Origin of the sequence: Haloferax marinisediminis (assembly GCF_009674585.1) — an archaeon.
GTDB classification, from domain to species: Archaea; Halobacteriota; Halobacteria; order Halobacteriales; family Haloferacaceae; genus Haloferax; species Haloferax marinisediminis.
The window spans coordinates 117218-135705 of record NZ_WKJP01000004.1 but is presented as its reverse complement, the minus strand read 5'-3'; the positions used below and the strand labels follow the sequence as shown (position 1 = coordinate 135705).

Here is an 18488-nt window from a genome sequence, read left to right as displayed (position 1 = left end):
GTGACGGCAATTCGGTTTTTCGGTAACCAAGGTACACAATTTCAGATTGTCGTTAGAACGACCCCTGTATTTTAACATGTGCCAATGTCAATTACTACACATCATGTCCCAAATGGACGCGGTGGAGTCCATCGAGATTCAGAACGTCGTCGCCTCCACGCAAATCGGCATTGAACTCGATTTAGAGCAACTGTCACTGGACTGGGTGGGTACAGACTACGATCCCGACAACTTTCCTGGACTGGTGTACCGCACGACCGACCCGAAGTCAGCGTGTCTCGTGTTTCGGTCTGGAAAGATCGTCTGTACGGGAGCAGACAGCGTTGCGGGTGTGAACACTGCTCTCGAGATATTATTCGACGAATTCGAAGACCTCGGTATCCCCGTTCCCGAAGACCCTGAGATTACGGTTCAAAACATCGTCTCGAGTGCAGACCTTAGACACACACTCAACCTGAACGCGCTCGCAATTGGACTCGGTCTCGAAGATGTCGAATACGAACCGGAACAGTTCCCCGGCCTCGTGTACCGCCTCGACGAACCGAACGTCGTCGTCCTCATGTTCGGAAGTGGAAAGGTCGTTATCACGGGAGCGAAGCAGGTTGTCGATGCTGAACGTGCTATCGAGGTTGTGACCGACCGGGTAGATAACTTGGGGCTACTCGGCTGAGATAGTCGACTCTCCTATATCTTCGACAACAGTGTCACTAGTTCTAGCTATGAACTAGAACACTAGTTACTATACTAGACAAGGTGAACGCAGTCGGTTGATTTTGAGAACACACACACCACCTTCGCGTTTGTAACGAGTACGCGAGACTCTAGCAGCATTCAACACACCCCCCTCGCGTTTGTAAATGTAGGGGAAATTCCTGCCGGGTTCTGGCGGTTTTGCTGACCCCCCATCCCACCCTTTCGCGTTACATACGCGAGGGTAGTGTGTCTGGCCAGGACGATTCGTGCTCGTCATCGGATAAACCAACGTGAACAACCCCCGAGTTTACAAACGCGAGGGTGGTCTCCACTCGAGTGTGCCCAGAACGCTCTCGTTGTACTGCAGTCGGTCGTCGTTACATTCGCGAGGATGGTCTCGTACGCTGCGTGTTGTTACAAACGCGAAGGTGGTCCCTCACCTCACGTTACATTTGCGACGGTAGTCTCCCCCATCCACAGTTACAAACGCGACGTCGGTCCCTCTCTTACAAACGCGAAGGTGGTCCCTCACCTCACGTTACAATTGCGACGGTAGTCTCCCCCTATCCACAGTTACAAACGCGAGGGTGGTGTCTGACGTTCTTACTTGCGCGACACTACTTCTATATTCTAATAATCGCTGAAAAGGTGTACAGGTCACGAAAACATCGATTCTCTCGTTGTTACAAACGCGAGACTACCCCCCTCACTTTTATTATGGATGGGTATGAATACCGAACCCACATGACACCGAACGAGACCGACGGGGGCGGTCGAGACCCACTTTTCCGCTACGACCAACCCATATTTGCGAACGAGGACATCCTCAAAATCTCACATCTCCCTGGTCCTGACAAAATCGTCGGTCGCGACGAGCATATGTCGAAGGTTGCACAGGCACTCAACCCTGCGATCTTCGGTCGCGAACCGACTCATCTGTTTATCTTCGGAAAGACCGGGTCTGGAAAGACACTCAGCGCTCGCCTCGTAAGTGAGCGGCTACAGAGCGAGGCACGTCGAGAAGACGTAAATGTGGAAATCGCTGTCATCGACTGTGGTGAACAGCACACAGAAGCATCGGTTATCAAGACGCTCGCTTCACAGGTCAACGACCCATCGAAGAGTGGGATGTCTATTCCCGAGCGTGGCCTCTCGACTGGTGACTACTACAACCGACTGTGGCAAGTACTCGACACCTGTTCTGATGTCACCATCGTTATTCTCGACGAGATCGACATGCTTCGAGACGACGAAGTGCTTCGAAAACTTTCACGCGCAGGCGAGAATCAGAAAATCGTCGATTCGCGTCTCGGTATCATCGGTATCTCGAACAAGATCGACTACCCAGAGGAGCTCACCGAACGCGTCAAATCGAGCTTCGCACACGACGAACTCGTCTTTCCGTCGTACGATGCAAATCAACTCCGCGAAATTCTCGAAAATCGTAAAGACGCTTTCAAACCGGGTGTTCTCACTGAAGACGTGATTCCACTCGCGAGCGCCCTCGCTGCACAGGAGCACGGTGACGCTCGGAAAGCAATCGATATCCTTCGAAACGCGGGCCGAATCGCGCAAAAAGAAGGCGCCGAAACAGTCACCGACGACCACGTCAGAGCAGCGAAAGAAAAGAGTGAGGCTGACCGGTTCAGCGAACTCCTCGAAGGGACTGCGACACAGTCCAAAGCCGTGCTGTACTCTCTCGTGCTCCAAACTGGTGGACGGAAAACTGCTGAGATCACCACCAACAAGATTTATCGACAGTACCTCACCGTCGCTGACGACCTCGACATGGACCAACTCTCCGAACGACGAGTTCAAGAACTACTTCAAGAGCTCGACTTCCTCAATGTAATCCAGTCGGAGGTCCGTGGCCGTGGTCGAGGCCAGGGCGTCCACGGAACACACCGACTCCTCGAAGACCCCGATATCGTCAAACGAGTGTTGCTCAGAGATAGCCGTATTTCTACGCTCGAATAACATGACAGTCAACGCGACTTCGTTCTCGATTCTCGTTCACCGCTCACTCTGATACACTCCGTTGTTCAGCCACTCCATCTGATACTTGTTCAGCCTCTCGGCCGACGTCTCTCCCAGAGTCTTCCCTTTGTTAGTTGGAATTATCTAACAGACCGGCCAGTGTGTTCTCTGCGCCAACTGCTCAGACAGGCAGTTTGAATCTCTCGGATAATTTGACTAATTTAGATGTCTCTAATAATTTGGATTACTTGGATTCTTTGGTGAATTTGAGCTATCTGGGACATATAGGACATTGGGATGGTCTACCTGGCCTAAGTGGCGTGAGTCGTTTGGATGGCTTGGAGGTTCTACAAAATACGCACTTGAGCTACTCTCTCAGGACCCACTCATCTTCAGGTTCTGTCTTAGTCTCACGCTGGTGTGCAAGCAGAAATAATAATCTACATTTTGTAGATAATCTGCATGTCTTGGTCTGTCACCAACCCTCCTCAAAGAACCAAAATTAATGTCTAATTCGTCGACCCAGCAAAAGCAAGCTCTCCTTGGCTTCTGAATAGCTCGAATAACCTAAACAATCTAAATAACTTCAACAACCTGGGTTACTCCTCTCTTCCCGTTGATTATCAGACAAGCGTCGATATCGTTGCTTACCCACGAAATCAAAATAATCCACGTAATCTGCAAACCGTAGATTGTGTAGCAAACCTACCTATTGTGGTCGCTCACCACTCCTGATTTTGCTCGTCTTCGATGCCGAAAATGGTCGCTACATCGAAGACTCGCTGGAATATCTACCCAATCCACCTACGTCGCCTGTCTTGTCTAATCTGGATAATGCGAATTATTTGGGTGGTGTTACTCTCTGTCGAGACCGCGTTGTTCGAGTACCTGTTCGACTATCAGGTCTGGGTGCTCAGCGACCACAGTGAGTGCGGCGTTGTGTAACTCGCTTTTTTTGATGTTCTTCAGCCCGTGTTCTCGTGTGAGCTCGCGTTCGACGTCGTACGTGATGATATCGTCAAAGTTCGTTGCGGCCGCTTCGAGTACGTAGAGTGCTTTGTGAACGGTTTCGTCGAACTCGAACGCTGGCTGTTCGAGCGGGGATTTCTCCTCTCCGAGTTCTTGTTCTTCTGTTTGGGTAGCCGTCGAATCTGTGTCTTGCTCGGGTTTTGGCTCCGGATCTGAAGCCGACGAATTGGTATCCTCCATCGCTGCGTCGAGGTCACCGAAGGGGTCGTCACTCATCGGTCGACCTCCCCAGTCTCGACAATTTGTGCTAATTCGTCGTAGCACTCGAGTTGGTCACACGAGCTATCGTAATCTCGAAGCGGCATGTGCTCGCGAATCGAGGCGTCGATGGCCGACCGGTGTCGGATGCCCGGTTTCGGGAGATCGTCGTCCCACGACCCATCGTCGATAGCTTCGAAGAACGACGGGTCGACGTACCCAAAGTTTGGTATCTTCGATGCGATGTTTTGTTTCGACACGAGGGCTTCGATGAGTCGCCGAGACGGCCGCTCGTGGTCGATACGGTCTCTGAGGTCGGTCGGGACGACGGCGAGAATCTCGAGGTCGAAGTGCTCGCGAGCAGGCTGGATTAGTCGTTTGACCGTTTTTTCGAGTCCGGACAGTGCACCCGATTCTGGTCGCATTGGCAACACCATGTTTTGCGTCGCGTAGAGGGCGTTGTCGTTGAGTTTCCCACGTGCTGCGGGGCAGTCGACGACGACGTAGTCGTACTCGTCGCCGAGGAGCGGGTCGACTACTCGCTGTTTGAGACGTGCAGAACCCATCATCACACCACCCAAGTCCGACTCCACCTGTTCGATGCGGTCGTTCGACGGGAGGAGGTCGATCTCGAAATCGGTCTTTAAAATGAGTTCCTGTGGTTCGAGTTCCGCGTCGTCGAGGAGCACGTCACCCAGGTGTGCTTCCGAATAGAACTCTTCGCCGAACCCGAGACCAGTCGTCGTATGACCGTTCGGGTCGAGGTCGACGAGGAGTACGTCGTTGTCTCGGTGAGCGAGTTCTCGAGCGAGGTTGATCGAGGTTGTTGATTTACCGATACCGCCTTTGAGGAGACAGACACTGACTGCGCGTGACATGGTGAATGGGAGTTGTATCGCATCGAGTGATTGTCGCCATTCTTGAAATAATTATGGTTATCTTGGTCTGCTCGATAATCTAAAAAATTCTAATTATCCAAATAATCCGACTTGGGATGGTTTTCTTCAGACCATCTCAAACGTGCATTTGGGGGCTTGAAGCGCAAAAGTGACTCATTAGATTATTCAAATAATCTCGTTGTTTCTACTCACTACTGTTCGATAATCTCGGGAATCGTAAGGGGTTGAATTCAACATTATCCAAATTATCTGAATTATCCAAACTATCGATAACGCTTGGATAAGGCGTTAAAACGAGTATGAGTAGCTCAGCAAGCTTCTCTTTTGCACCCGAGTGGATGACTACCCAGAGTCGTCAATCACGGTTTGGGCCTGTGCCTTGCACAGCAGGCGAATCCCAGCGTTCGACACGATATTCATTATGATTTAAGCCACTGTTCCCCATAATTCGAGGAGTGACTGGTATCTCAGACTCTCTACGACTCTTGTTCGAAGCGTCGATCGAACGAGACGGTAACCGATACGTCGTCCCGATTCCGAAGGAACTCGTCGAAAATGGTTCGTTCTCTACCACAGAGACCTACCGGATTGCATTGTTGACGGCCGCTGCATCGGCGACTGGCTCACAATCCGCTCCTGAACCAGAAACTGACTCGACCAACACTGACACGACACGGTCAGAACGTGAGTGGGCCCAAGCCGATTCCACACACGACTCGTCGAACTCACAGGGTTCTGGCACACGGCGTCCACCGGTCGAAGAAGGTGACGTGCGCTCGGTGACGATCGACACCCTTGGCGACCAAGGTGACGGTATCGCGAAGGTCGAACGTGGGTTCGTTATCATCGTCCCCGACACCCGTCCCGGTGACCAAGTCGAAGTAGAAATCACCGATGTCAAACAGACCGTTGCATTCGCCGAGATGAAAGGCGAAGCGACGGTACGCTAACCCGGCCCCATCCGATGCGATGGAAGTTAGTGACTACTGAACGGTGAGCACACTTTCTCTCACGAATTAGACGATGACCCCACACGATAATCTCGGGTATCAACGGTTGTTCGACGATGGTCTCTCTTTCGGAGTGGGATTCCCGCTCACGAACCAAAACGACACGATGCCCGACGTCGACGAAGAACTCCGACTTGCCCGACACGCCGAGTCGGTCGGATTCGATGCGCTTTGGGCACGGGATGTTCCGACGTACTGGCCTTCGTTTGGCGACGCGGGACAAACGTTCGACGTCTGGCCGTGGCTCACGCAGGTTGCGACAGTCACCGACGAACTCGCGTTGGGTACTGCGAGCGTGGTACTCCCACTTCGTCATCCACTTCACGTCGCCAAAGCCGCAGCCACAGTTGACCAGCTCTCAGGGGGACGACTCGTCATGGGTATCGCCTCGGGTGACCGTGACCCCGAGTTCCCAGCGTTTGGTGTCGAGCTGTCGGACCGTGGAACGTTGTTCCGTGAGAGTGTCGAGCTTCTCCGGACTGTCTGGCGTGAGGACTACCCAGAAGTCGAATCTTCGTGGGGGACACTCGATGGGGAGATAACCCTCGTACCGAAACCGACGACAGAGACTGTGCCACTCCTTCCGACTGGCTACGCACGTCAGACACTCGAGTGGATTGCCGAACACGGTGATGGCTGGTTGTTCTACCAACTCCCTCAGTCCACGCTGGAGAGCTATCTGGCCGACTGGCGCGATGCCGCCGGTGACACGCCGTTCTCGATGGCGGTGCAAGTCGAACTCGCAGACGACCCGGGAGACGGCCCAGAACATATTCATCAGGGGTTCTGTGCAGGAACCGAGTGGTTCCGCGACTACTTCAGCGGTCTCAACGAGATGGGCGTCGACCACGTACTCGTGGGTCTACAGAGTGACGACCCAGAGGCTGACCTTTCGAGGTTCGCTGACGAGGTTATTTCGCCGCGATCGTGATCAGCTGTGACCGTTCTCGAGCTCACTTATCTTCGAACGGTGACTTCGCGTGCTCAGGGACGGAATCTGGCCGAGTGACGATGTTCTCACGGCCGATGTTTATCTTCTTGATGTCTCCTTCGTCGGCCATCCGCGAGAGAACCCGGCTCACTTTCGACTTCGACCATCCTGTTCCGTCGACGACTGCCGACTGACGGAGTTGTCCATCGTGTTGGTCGAGGAGGTTGAAGATGCGTGCTTCGTCACTGAGTGGTTGTTCGGGCGGGTGTCGCATCTGCGCACCAACAGTTTGCTGGGGCTGACCAGCTGCAACGAAACGGCCGTTCTCCGCGTCAGTTCTCTGAGCGTTCCAGTTCGAGATTCCTTCTGGGAGACGTACCTTGCCGCTTGCGAGGGCGAGTCCGCCACCAACGAGGGCGATGAGGCTGATGATGAGGACGATGATCGTCGGTTCGACGCCCACGCCAAGCGGATCGATTCCTGACCCTGGTGCACTGTTCGGGTCCGTCCCTTCTTGAATTTCGGTCCCGTCACCGATGCCGTCCCCATCTGTGTCCCCTTGATTTGGGTTAGTGTTAGTGACCGTCACCTCTCGGCCATCTTCGAGGCCGTCGCCATCGGTGTCGACCTCAGTGGGGTTCGTCTCGTAGCGAGTCAGTTCTTCGTTATCGTCGAGGCCGTCGCCGTCGGTGTCTATCGCCGTCGGACTCGTTTCGTGAATATTCACTTCTGGTCCGTCTTCGAGGCCGTCTTCGTCCGTGTCCGCAGCGGTTGGGTCTGTCTGGTACTGCTCGACTTCTTCGCTATCGATGAGTCCATCACCGTCGGTGTCTCCAGTCGTCGGGTCACTGCCGTACGTCGTTACTTCGACGCCGTCTTCGAGGCCGTCACCATCGGTATCGACCTCGGTCGGATTGCTCCCGTGTTCGTTTACTTCCACACCGTCGCTGAGTTCGTCTCCGTCGGTGTCTGTGTTCGTTGGATCTGTCTCGAACCGGTTTACCTCGGCTCCGTCTTCGAGGCCGTCGTTGTCAGTGTCTGCAACGCGGATACTCGTGCCATGTTCCAGTTCGCGTTGGTTCCCGAGAGAATCACCGTCGATGTCTCCCTCTGCAGGTAACACGAACAATGGGTGACTCGCTTGTGCGAGCGGTTCGCCTCCGGTCGAAGGTCGAACCTCCACGGTCAGGACTTGCTCGCCCGTGGAATTCATTGGCCACTGTGCGATATCGATGGTGGCTCGCTGCTCACTCCCTGTCGCTTGAATTTGCTGGCAGTCTATGCTCGTCGTCGAGTCGCCGCCTTCAGTACCGATACAGACGTCGTACGTTCCCTGTTCTGCGACCAGCACGACACTGACACTCGATGGCTGCCACGCAGTGACGTACGTCCGACCGTTCTCTGTCGCGACGACGCCCGTACCAGAGTGTTCGATTGCGCGTATTTCGACGCCGTCTGCCGCTGCAGCGGCAATCGGAGCAACGCCTGCGGAGACGAGAAGGAACGCCATCAGAAGGGCGTATCCAGACCACGAGGCGTTTCGGGAAGACATGTGTTCGTTCTATGATTGTCGATTCTCCGGGAGTATAATGTTTTGTTTATCTTCCTGCTCCCAATTATTCAATAAAAGCTAACATTCTTGGCTATCATAATTTCACAATTTAAACTACTTCGCCCCCTTTTGGAGGCCACGTTTCGCAACCTGTGGGCCCACTGTGCAGCAAGTGCAGTACCCGGATACAGTACTCGAGCGTAGTTCACACGAGGATTCGACGGAACAATTACCAGAATCGAATAACGATGTTCCTGAGACGGTTCAAAATCAGTAGACATCAACGCTTCCTTCTCAATTTACTTCCTATTCAGAAACAAACAAGTGCTGTTTTTAACACTCAGTTAATCCGACTGAAACAGTCGAAACAGTGGTCTGAAACGGTTGTTGGCATCAAAACTGTCGGGACGACTCTTCCCCCTTATCTTCCAGCGTCGAATACAGAAAATTGCGATGTGCAACACACCGATTCGGCGGACGTTCGGTGCTGGCGTGGTCGCGACCCCGTTCGCGCTCACCGGTTGCACATACTACTGCACCTCACCCGTGCAATCCCCCCCTCCAAAACGAATCCCCCGTTGACGTACACCTCCAGTCCGCTGACGCAACCCTCCAAACGACCCCGCTGACGCAACCCTCCAAACGACCCCGCTGACGCAACCCTCCAAACGACCCCGCTGACGCACGGCCCGAAATACCCTCCATATCTGCTGACCAGCAGGACCTTGCTGCGGCTTTAATTAGGTTCCAAGAGAACGTCTTCTACGAGCTCAACCATGACAACGTCAGTACTCGTCCGAGGCCGAGAGGCAGAAACTCTCGACCGAGAAGCGTTGGAAGCGCTGCCCCAGGAGACACAAGACGTCGTCGTCTCGTGCGCGTCCGGCTCTCAACGCGAGTCGACGTGGGTGGGTGTCTCCATCGGTGCCGTCCTCGATTCTGTCGACATTTCGCCCGAGACGACGCACCTCGCCGTCACAGCAGACGATGACTGCCACATCTACGTCGAGATTGCCGATGCACTCTCCGGAATACTCGCCTTAGAACAGGATGGGTCTCCGTTAGAGTTCCCACGACTGGTCGTTCCAGACATCGACGGGATGCGCTCGGTCAAAAACGTCGTCGAAGTCGAAGCGGTATCGCTCGACCCACAAACCGACCCACTGGACCTCGAACGCCACCCGAAGATTGACGACACCGGGTCGTGACAGCGGTGTCCTCTCTGGGAGTGTTCGAGACAGGGTGTCTTCTCACGAATCCCGATTGTTTTGGACACTACGGTGGTCGAAGGCCCTGACTGCGTGCTACGACTGCTTGTGCTACGACTGCTGAAGCAGCGTGTCCGTGCGTGGTCCGAAAATAGAGGGGTGGGTAGACACCATCGAGACGACACACGGTCAGCGCCCCGATGGCTCTCAGCGGAATTTATTCGAGGTCGAACCGGTCGAGACTCATCACTTTGTCCCACGCATCGACGAAGTCACGCACGAACTTCTCCTCTGCATCGCCGGAGCCATACACCTCTGCGAGTGCTCGAAGCCGGGAGTGCGAACCGAAGATGAGGTCCACGCGGGTGGCCTTCCCTTCGAGTTCACCGGTCTCGCGGTCGCGCACCTCGAACACGTCTTCGGATTCAGAGGACGCTTCCCACTCGGTGTCCATGCCGAGCAGGTTCACGAAGAAGTCGTTGGTCAGCGTCTCGGGTTGGTCGGTGAAGACACCGAGGTCGGACTGTTCGTAGTTCGCGTCCAGTGCTCGCATGCCGCCGACCAGTACCGTCATCTCTGGTGCCGTCAAGTTTAGGAGGTCTGCCTTGTCGACCAGCAGTTCCTCCGCTGGTTGGTCGGCCCCGTCACCGAGATAGTTGCGGAACCCATCGGCGTTCGGCTCGAGTGCCTCGAACGAGTCGACGTCAGTCTGTTCCTGTGAGGCATCGACACGTCCGGGTTCGAATGGGACGTCTACGTCGTAGCCAGCGTCCTCAGCCGCTTGCTCGACTGCGGCACAGCCGCCCAGAACGATCAGGTCGGCGAGCGAGACCCGAATCTCGTCGGACCGCGACTCATTGAAATCTGCCTGAATCCCTTCTAGCGTCTCCAGTACGATAGCGAGGTGCTCTGGCTCGTTGACTTCCCAGTTCTTCTGTGGTTCGAGACGAATCCGCGCCCCGTTTGCACCACCGCGCTTGTCGCTGTCACGGTACGTCGATGCAGACGCCCACGCGGTCTTGACGAGGTCAGCGACAGATAGTTTCGAGTCGAGGATTGCCTCCTTGAGTTCGGTAATCTCTTCGCTCCCAATCAGTTCGTAGTCGGCTTCTGGGAGTGGGTCTTGCCACAGCAACTCCTCGTCCGGAACCTCTGGTCCAAGGAATCGCGATGGCGGGCCCATGTCACGGTGCGTCAGTTTGTACCAGGCCTTCGCAAAGGCTTCTTGGAACTCGTCTGGGTTCTCGTGGAAGCGCTTCGAAATCTCCCGGTAGTCTGGGTCCTCCTTGAGGGCGAGGTCCGTCGTGAGCATCATGGGTGCTTCGCGCTTCGACGGGTCGTGGGCGTTCGGGACATCGTCCTCGGCGGACTCGTCCGTTGGCCGCCACTGCCACGCACCGGCGGGGCTCTTCTCGAGTTCCCACTCGTAGTTGAACAGGTTGTCGAGGAAGCCGCTATCCCAGTTAATCGGGGCGCTGGTCCATGCGCCTTCCAAGCCACTGGTAATCGTATCTTCACCGTTGCCCGTGCCGTGGCTGTTCTTCCAACCGAGGCCTTGTTCTTCGATTGGGGCTCCTTCTGGGTCCGGACCGAGGTTGTCGTCGGGAGCGGCACCGTGGGTCTTCCCGAACGTGTGCCCACCGGCGATGAGTGCGACCGTTTCCTCGTCGTTCATCGCCATGCGGTCGAACGTCTGTCGAATGTAGTCCGCAGCAGCGAGCGGGTCTGGTTCGCCGCCCGGTCCTTCTGGGTTCACGTAGATGAGACCCATGTGGTCGGCGCCCAGTGGCTCTTCTAAGTTCCCGTCTTCGTCGTGACGCTCGTCTCCAAGCCACTCGTCTTCGGACCCCCAGTAGACACCCTCGTCAGGTTCGAAGGCGTCCTCGCGTCCGCCGGCGAAGCCGAACGTCTCGAACCCCATCGATTCCAGGGCGACGTTTCCGGTCAGAACCATCAGGTCGGCCCACGAGAGTTTGCGGCCGTACTTCTGCTTGACGGGCCAGAGCAGTCGGCGAGCCTTGTCGAGGTTCACGTTGTCGGGCCAACTGTTGAGGGGTGCAAAGCGCTGTGCACCGTCGGACGCACCACCGCGCCCGTCGATGGTGCGGTACGTGCCGGCGCTGTGCCACGCCATCCGGATGAAGAGCGGGCCGTAGTGACCGTAGTCAGCGGGCCACCACTCCTGCGATGTCGTCATCACCTCCGCTATGTCTTCCTTCACGGCTTCGAGGTCGAGCGACTCGAACTCCTCGGCGTAGTCGAACTCTTCGCCCATCGGATCGACTGGGCGAGCGTTCTGGTCGAGGACCTTCAATTTCAGCTGATTCGGCCACCAATCTTGGTCGGAGCCTTGCATCGTCGCGTAGTTCTTGTGTTCGTGTAATAAGATTAGCTAAATAAGAATTCAAGTTTCGATTTGAGAACCAAGTCTCCCAAACACGGAAAGGAATCTATCGAACATGTGAACTATTGTGCTACAGTCGTTAACATCGTCCGTGACGCGCTAGTACGAATGATGCCGCTCGACTCTATTGTAGAAACAGTCCTCTTCCGACGGTGTCTCTCTGCTGTCTCGTCGCTCTTCGTCTGTGCAGTTCGTCCTCATCCTCCCCGGGTCCCAGCCATCTGAAACCTGTATCGTTCACCAGCAGTTCCAGTCACTCGTGACGGCGCTATAGGAATCGGTCGTAGACGAGTGACAGCACGTAGTTTGCGATAAGGACGGCGAGGACTGCAGCGATGAGATACCCCCACTCTGCCAATCCGAGCGCGTACACACCGAAGAGGTCGGCGACTGGGGTGTACAGCACGAGTAACTGGAGTACCAGCGAGAGTACGACTGCACCGATGAGCCATCGGTTCGAGAACAGCGGTTGACCGAACCGCCGTCGGATGACCTGAATGATTCCCATCTCTGCGACCACGAAGAACGTAAACAGCAGTGTCTGTGCGCTCACTAACGATTCGGTGGTGCCCAGTGTCTGGAAAAACACCAGTAGACCGGCGATGGTCACGGTCACACCGATAGTGAGGATAGAAACCATCACTCGCGTATCGATGACTGGGTCGTCCGTGCTTCGCGGACTTCGTTCGAGGACGTTCGGTGCTTTCGGGTCGACGCCGAGTGCGAGTGCCGGAAGGCCGTCGGTGACGAGGTTGATCCACAGCAACATGACCGGTGTCAGAATGAGTGCTTCTGACTGGGCCGCAAAGAGTTCGGGGAACAGTGCACTCCCGATGAGCACGCCTACAAATACAGTCAGAACCTCGCCAGCGTTTGCAGACAACAGCAAATTGACGAACTTTCTGATGTTGTCGAAGATTCCCCGGCCTTCGGCGATTGCATCTCTGATTGTCACGAAGTTGTCGTCCTGTAGCACCATATCCGAGGCCGATTTGGTGACGTCCGTCCCTCGGATGCCCATCGCGATGCCGACGTCAGCGTTTCGCACACCGGGTGCATCGTTGACACCGTCACCAGTCATCGCCACACGGTGATCGTTTGCCTGGAGTGCCTTGAGAATCCGAACTTTGTGGTCCGGCGCGGCCCGGGCGAACACCTCGACGTCTTCGACGACGTCTCGCAGTTCTTGGTCGCTCAACTTCTCGACTTCGGTACCCGTCATCGCCCCGGTCGGGTCGAACCCGATTTGTGCACCGATGGCTTTCGCAGTCTGAAGGTTGTCTCCGGTCACCATGACGACCCGAATACCTGCGTCGCGGCAGTCGGAAACCGCCTGGTCGACTTCCTCGCGTGGGACGTCGATCATGCCCTGCAATCCGAGGAACACGAGTTCCTCTTCGAGAACTGATTCGTCGGCGTCGGGGTCGTCGACGGCTTTTCGAGCAAATCCGAGGACGCGGAGTGCGTCCCCCGCAAACGATTCAGTCGTGTCGATAATTTCGGCACGTTTCTCGTCGGTCAACTCCTGAATCTCACCGTTCACTGCAACACGGTTGCACCGTTCCAGCACTGTTTCTGGAGCACCCTTCGTATACGAGGTGTGGGCACCGTCTTCTTCGACGACGACCGTCATCCGTTTTCGTTCCGACGAGAATGGAATCTCACGGACACGCACACCGGTCTGCTCTACACCCGCCTTTTTGGCCGAGACGAGGAGCGCGACTTCTGTCGGGTCGCCGTAGTACGCCTGGTCCTCTGATTCGGGTGCCTTCTCGGCGTTGTTACAGAGGAGCCCACATCGTAACACCGGGTCGATGCTGTCGGGGTCGACACGCACGTCGTCGTGGTGGAACTCACCGTCGGTGTCGAGTCCAGTGCCGGTCACTTCGTAGATATCTGAACCATACGCGATCCGCGTGACGGTCATCTGGTTCTCGGTGAGCGTCCCCGTCTTGTCTGTCAGAATCACGTCTACCGACCCGAGGCTTTCGACGACTGGGAGTCGCCGAACGAGTGCGTTCTTGTCGACCATCTTCCGTGCACCAATCGCCAACGTCAGCGTCACGACGGCAGGTAACCCCTCTGGAACCGCAGCAACGGCGAGTGTGATTGCAGTCAACAGCACGGCGATGGTGCTGGCTTGCGTGAAGAGTAGCTGAACCACGATGACGAGGGCGATGAGCCCCACGATACCGTACCCGATTCGACGCCCGAGTTCGTCGACTTCTTCTTGGAACGGTGTCTGGCCTTCGTCTGCCTCGTGAATCTGCGTCGCGATTCCTCCCACTTCGGTACGCATTCCGGTCTCGACGACGACTGCCTTCCCCCGCCCCATGACTGCGTCCGTGTTCATGTAGAGCATGTTCGAGCGCTCGGCGAGCGGCGTCTCTGGGTCGAGTGTGTCCGTCGTCTTCCCGACACTGGCACTCTCGCCGGTCAACGGCGCCTCTAACGTTTCGAGGTTCGTGGCCTCGATGAGTCTGCAATCTGCCGGAACCGCGCCACCCTGTTCGATGACGACCACGTCTCCTGGAACGACGTCTTTGGCGGCGATGGTCCGCTTCACGCCGTCACGCAGCACTGTCGCATCTGGTGATGAGAGTTCCCGTAACTCTTCCATCGCCTTCTCGGCGCGGTAGTCCTGCACGAACCCAAATATTCCATTCCCGAAAAGAATCAAGAGAATCAGGCCGGCATCGACGTAATTTGGCGCTTCCCCGGGGAGAAGACCGACCGCCAGCGAGAGGACTGCCGCAAAAACCAGGAGGTAGATGAGGAAGTCCTTGAACTGCGAAATGAAGATCTCGAGGGGAGAGATGTCGTCACCCTTGTGAATCTCGTTCGGTCCGTACTCCTCCAACCGATTCGCGGCCGCTGTCTGCGAGAGTCCCGCTTCGTCGGTCTCGAGTTCCGCGAGCGTCTGGTCGATTGAACGCGCGTGCCACGCGGTTTTGGCCCGTTGGTGCTGGTCTTGGGGTGCGGAACTCATGTTCTCGATAGGCGACACGGTGATAGTTTCACACCTGGTGACTTCAAAACTAGCAATCACTGACACGAACGCCGTTGGTTTTCCTCACACTCTCGACCGTCATTCGGTGGTGGTCCCTCCTCACTTCTGTATCGATGACACGTTTCCCGCTGCCAATAACGTCAGCCGAGCTAAACTTAACACTCTCTGGGCACAAGTAACCACATGCAGAGTTGCATCGCGGTTGATTCACACTCCCGCCACTGATGACCGACGAGCAAACCGAAGGGATTCGTCGCCGTCTCGACGAACAGCTCTCTCTCGAGGAATTCGAGGGTGGCAATCTGTCTACTGAGGCTGCCGCGACCACGTTCTTCCAAGACCTCTTCGTCGATGTTCTCGGCTACGAGACGCCGCTGACACGCGAAGACGACGCTCCGTGGCAAGACCTCCAGGTCGACGAGTGGCCGGGTACAACCGAGGTGTTGGGTGTCCGTCTCTTCGCAATCGCGGATGGTTTCCGAGTTATCTACGTCGAACTGGGGAGGCTAAGCCGTGCTGCGGAACGAGATGTCGTCTATACGCTCACGCAGTCCGATTCGACGAGCGAATGGGCAACTGGTGGGAGATTTCTGGCCGTTTTCCACGCGCCGGACAGCGGTGTCTGGCACCTCGCAACGGCCTTCCGAGCGGGTGTGGACGATATCACGACTAGCCGCCTCGTTCTCCGTCGATACCTCCTCGGTGAAGGGCAGACACACAGCGTCGTTGCGAGCGCACTCGCCGAACTTCGTCAAGCCGATGACCGTCTCGCGACACGAATCGACCACGTCTTCAGGGTCGAAACTGTAACCGAAGCGTTCTACGAGGACTACAAGCGCACGTTCGAGTTGCTCTACGACGACCTTCGTGAGCAGGGGTTGGAAGTCGAGCGCGCACACCAGTATGCCCACGTCACACTCACACGACTGCTGTTCTTCTACTATCTCCAAACTACTCGGTGGACTGCTGACCGAACGGACTTCGTTCGGTGGTTCCACGACCAGTACCGAACGTCAGGCGACGAGCAGCAGTTCCACGAAACTTGGCTCTCAGCGCTCTTTTTCGACAGAAGGACTCACTCCACAGGAACGGACCCAAGAACAGCCCTTCCGGACGAAGTCGAAGCAGTTCTCTCAGACCTCCCGTCGATGGACGGCGGCCTCTTCCAACCAATAGACGCTGACGAGAGCGACGTGTTCCTCTCAGATTCTACCCTCTCCGTGGTCATCCGTGAATTCCTCGAACAGTACAACTTCACCATCAGCGAGGAGAGTCCCTACGACGTCGATATCGCGGTCGACCCAGCGATGCTCGGGAAGATTTACGAATCGCTCATCGCTGAACAGGAGCGCAACGAGGCTGGTATCTTCTACACTCCCCGTCTCGAAGTGGACTTGATGTGCCGGATGGCACTCTTCGAGCAACTCTGTGACCAGACAGACGCTACCGACACCGAGAGCAAACGGCGGCTCGTGGCGTTCATCTTCAGCACTCCACGGGAGTGGAAGTCGACGAACACCGTCGACGAAGACACGCTCGAAGCAGTCCTCCGTGACGTACGTGTCCTCGACCCTGCGTGTGGAAGCGGGGCCTTCCTCGTCGGGATGAAACAGGTGTTGACAGAACTCTACGAAAAACTTGGAGTTGTAGTCGACTTCGACCGGGCACAGCAGATTCTCGGGACGAACCTCTACGGTATCGATATCAAAGAGTGGGCCGTCCGAGTCGCCGAACTCAGGCTCTGGCTTTCACTCGTCGACAGTGAAGACGAACTCCAACTTCGGACGGCTCCCCTGCCTGCGTCTTCGTTCAACCTCTACACCGGAGATAGCATCGTCCATCGAGACGATGATCCACTCGATTCCGTGGCCCCTGTGCGAGATGGTGGATTCGACATCGTGATAACGAACCCTCCGTACGTCGACCACCAGCACATCATCCAGCAGGACCTCACGAACAGGGCTCTCGACCAGATGGCCCACGATGAGATTCGATCGCGTAAATCATCGTACAAGACGGAACTGGTGACGTCTGTTCAGGAGCAGTTCGGAATCAAGCCGTATCGGACCAGCGATTTGTACCTCTACTTCTTTTTCGTGGCAATCGGTGCGCTCAGAGACCACGGGACGTTGATGTTCATCACGTCGAATACGTGGCTCGATACTGCCTACGGGAAGCGATTGCAACAGGGGTTGCTCGAACTCACCAACCTCGAATACATCGTCGACAATCGTACGAAGCGAAGCTTCGTTGGCGCGAGCATCAACACCGTTCTCACACTGGCGAATAGGGCCGACGACCGAACGCTGTCCGGTGACGTCGGGTTCGTCGCACTCGGTGAACCGTCCCACCGACTCGTTTCGGCGACGACCATGGATGCTGTCCTCGTCGACTCCTCGAGCGAACAGCCGACGGACCAGTTCACACTCGGCAACGAACGAGGACGCATTCACCGATTCGGGAATAGTCGGGTCGTCCGTCTCGAAGAAAGTGCACTCTGGCGACTCGGTGGAGGGACGACGACTGAGCGACGAGAGACTCGTGGTTCGGTTCGACGCTCACGCGTCGATGTTCCCACTGGGACGTACACTGGGAACAAGTGGGGTCGATTCCTCCGTGCTCCCTCGGCGTATTTCGACCTCCTCGAAGCGGGTTCAGGTGTCTTCACGTCTCTCTCTGACGTTGCGGCGGTCAGTTCCTACTTGAACACCGGCGGTGCAGATGACTTCTTCTTCGTCGATGTCGTCGAGGGTGACCCCACGACTGACCCGTCCGTGACGATACGAAATCGAGAGACTGGCGAACTGTTCACTGCCGAATCTGACTTCGTCGTTCCGTTCGTCGAAACCCCTCGTCACGTCTCTCACGTCGACCTCTCGAAGAGCGAACAGGAGAGCCACATCCTCTCGATTCCGAAGGGGACAGACCTCTCACGGTCGCACGTAGGCGACTACATCACCTGGGGTGAGAAACGAGGGTACCATACCGCCTCAGGCCGACGCGGGAGGGTGGAGTGGTGGGTTCTCGGAAGCCGTAGTGAAACGAACACGAAGGTGGTTTGGCCGAACCGACAGAACGACCGTCACTTCGTCGCCTACAACCCTGACCGGACTGTCACACACCGTTTCTACCGATTAGAACCACACGACTACGTAGACCTGACCGCAGAAGAGTTGGCGGCACTGCTGAACTTCTCACCGACGTCGCTCTTCACCGAGGTGCTAGCGACGACTGGATTGGGTCTCGGTGTCCTCGACGTCACTGGAACCACCTTACAGCGAGTTCCAATCGTCGACCCAGCACACCTCTCGGATGCGAGTCGGACGACCATCTGTGATGCCTTCCGTACGATGTCTGCTCGGCCGATGGGGTCGATTCACGATGAACTTGGAGCGAGAGCGGCCGACGACGTCGCCCTCGACGCTGTCGCCGCTGACCGACGGCAGTTGGACCGCGAGTTGTTCGAAGAGTACCTCGGTCTCGATTCACGGGAACAACTGGCCATCTACAGTGCGATTATCCAAACGGTCAACGACCGAATCGACAAGTCACGGAGTCTGTAACGCGCCTGGAAGCC

The 18488-nt window shown here is 56.1% G+C and carries 11 protein-coding genes; 6 read left to right on the top strand and 5 right to left on the bottom strand.

The window, feature by feature from the left end; translation table 11 throughout:
• Positions 1 to 103 precede the first annotated feature (103 nt).
• Positions 104 to 670, top strand: a complete 567-nt coding sequence (locus GJR98_RS15195) for a TATA-box-binding protein (RefSeq protein ID WP_151139579.1) — start codon at positions 104 to 106, stop codon at positions 668 to 670.
• A 767-nt stretch (positions 671 to 1437) separates the two neighbouring features.
• Positions 1438 to 2670 carry a Cdc6/Cdc18 family protein gene (locus GJR98_RS15190; RefSeq protein ID WP_151139578.1) on the top strand — a complete coding sequence of 411 codons (1233 nt, stop codon included), beginning with the start codon at positions 1438 to 1440 and terminating at the stop codon, positions 2668 to 2670.
• An 855-nt stretch (positions 2671 to 3525) separates the two neighbouring features.
• On the opposite strand, the gene GJR98_RS15185 is transcribed toward GJR98_RS15190, so the two are convergent.
• Positions 3526 to 3915: a hypothetical protein gene (locus GJR98_RS15185; RefSeq protein WP_151139577.1), complete on the bottom strand. Its 390-nt coding sequence runs from the start codon at positions 3913 to 3915 to the stop codon at positions 3526 to 3528.
• Positions 3912 to 4775 (bottom strand): ParA family protein, encoded by an 864-nt coding sequence (locus tag GJR98_RS15180; protein ID WP_151139576.1) that lies wholly within the window; start codon positions 4773 to 4775, stop codon positions 3912 to 3914. Before GJR98_RS15180 ends, GJR98_RS15185 begins: the two co-directional genes overlap by 4 nt.
• 476 nt (positions 4776 to 5251) lie before the next feature.
• On the opposite strand from GJR98_RS15180, the gene GJR98_RS15175 reads away from it, so the two are divergent.
• Together GJR98_RS15175 and GJR98_RS15170 are read left to right on the top strand one after the other, a co-directional pair.
• Positions 5252 to 5746, top strand: coding sequence for a TRAM domain-containing protein (locus GJR98_RS15175; RefSeq protein ID WP_151139575.1), 495 nt, complete (start codon positions 5252 to 5254; stop codon positions 5744 to 5746).
• A gap of 73 nt (positions 5747 to 5819) precedes the next feature.
• Positions 5820 to 6737 carry a TIGR03571 family LLM class oxidoreductase gene (locus GJR98_RS15170; protein WP_151139574.1) on the top strand — a complete coding sequence of 306 codons (918 nt, stop codon included), beginning with the start codon at positions 5820 to 5822 and terminating at the stop codon, positions 6735 to 6737.
• Between the two features lie 22 nt (positions 6738 to 6759).
• Here the strand turns inward: GJR98_RS15170 and GJR98_RS15165 are convergent, their stop codons facing one another.
• On the bottom strand, positions 6760 to 8289 hold the full coding sequence (locus GJR98_RS15165; RefSeq protein WP_151139573.1) for a helix-turn-helix transcriptional regulator: 1530 nt from the start codon (positions 8287 to 8289) through the stop codon (positions 6760 to 6762).
• 776 nt (positions 8290 to 9065) lie between these two features.
• Here GJR98_RS15165 and GJR98_RS15160 point away from each other — a divergent pair.
• Positions 9066 to 9497, top strand: a complete 432-nt coding sequence (locus tag GJR98_RS15160; RefSeq protein ID WP_151139572.1) for a molybdopterin-dependent oxidoreductase — start codon at positions 9066 to 9068, stop codon at positions 9495 to 9497.
• 217 nt (positions 9498 to 9714) lie between these two features.
• Here GJR98_RS15160 and katG read toward each other — a convergent pair whose 3' ends face one another.
• Both katG and GJR98_RS15150 read right to left on the bottom strand, forming a co-directional pair.
• Positions 9715 to 11853, bottom strand: coding sequence for a catalase/peroxidase HPI (gene katG / locus GJR98_RS15155; protein ID WP_151139571.1), 2139 nt, complete (start codon positions 11851 to 11853; stop codon positions 9715 to 9717).
• 316 nt (positions 11854 to 12169) lie between these two features.
• Positions 12170 to 14890: a cation-translocating P-type ATPase gene (locus GJR98_RS15150; RefSeq protein WP_151139570.1), complete on the bottom strand. Its 2721-nt coding sequence runs from the start codon at positions 14888 to 14890 to the stop codon at positions 12170 to 12172.
• A 245-nt stretch (positions 14891 to 15135) separates the two neighbouring features.
• Between GJR98_RS15150 and GJR98_RS15145 the strand changes: the two genes are divergently transcribed.
• Complete coding sequence (locus GJR98_RS15145) at positions 15136 to 18474, top strand: Eco57I restriction-modification methylase domain-containing protein (protein WP_151139569.1); 3339 nt, start codon at positions 15136 to 15138, stop codon at positions 18472 to 18474.
• Positions 18475 to 18488 lie beyond the last annotated feature (14 nt).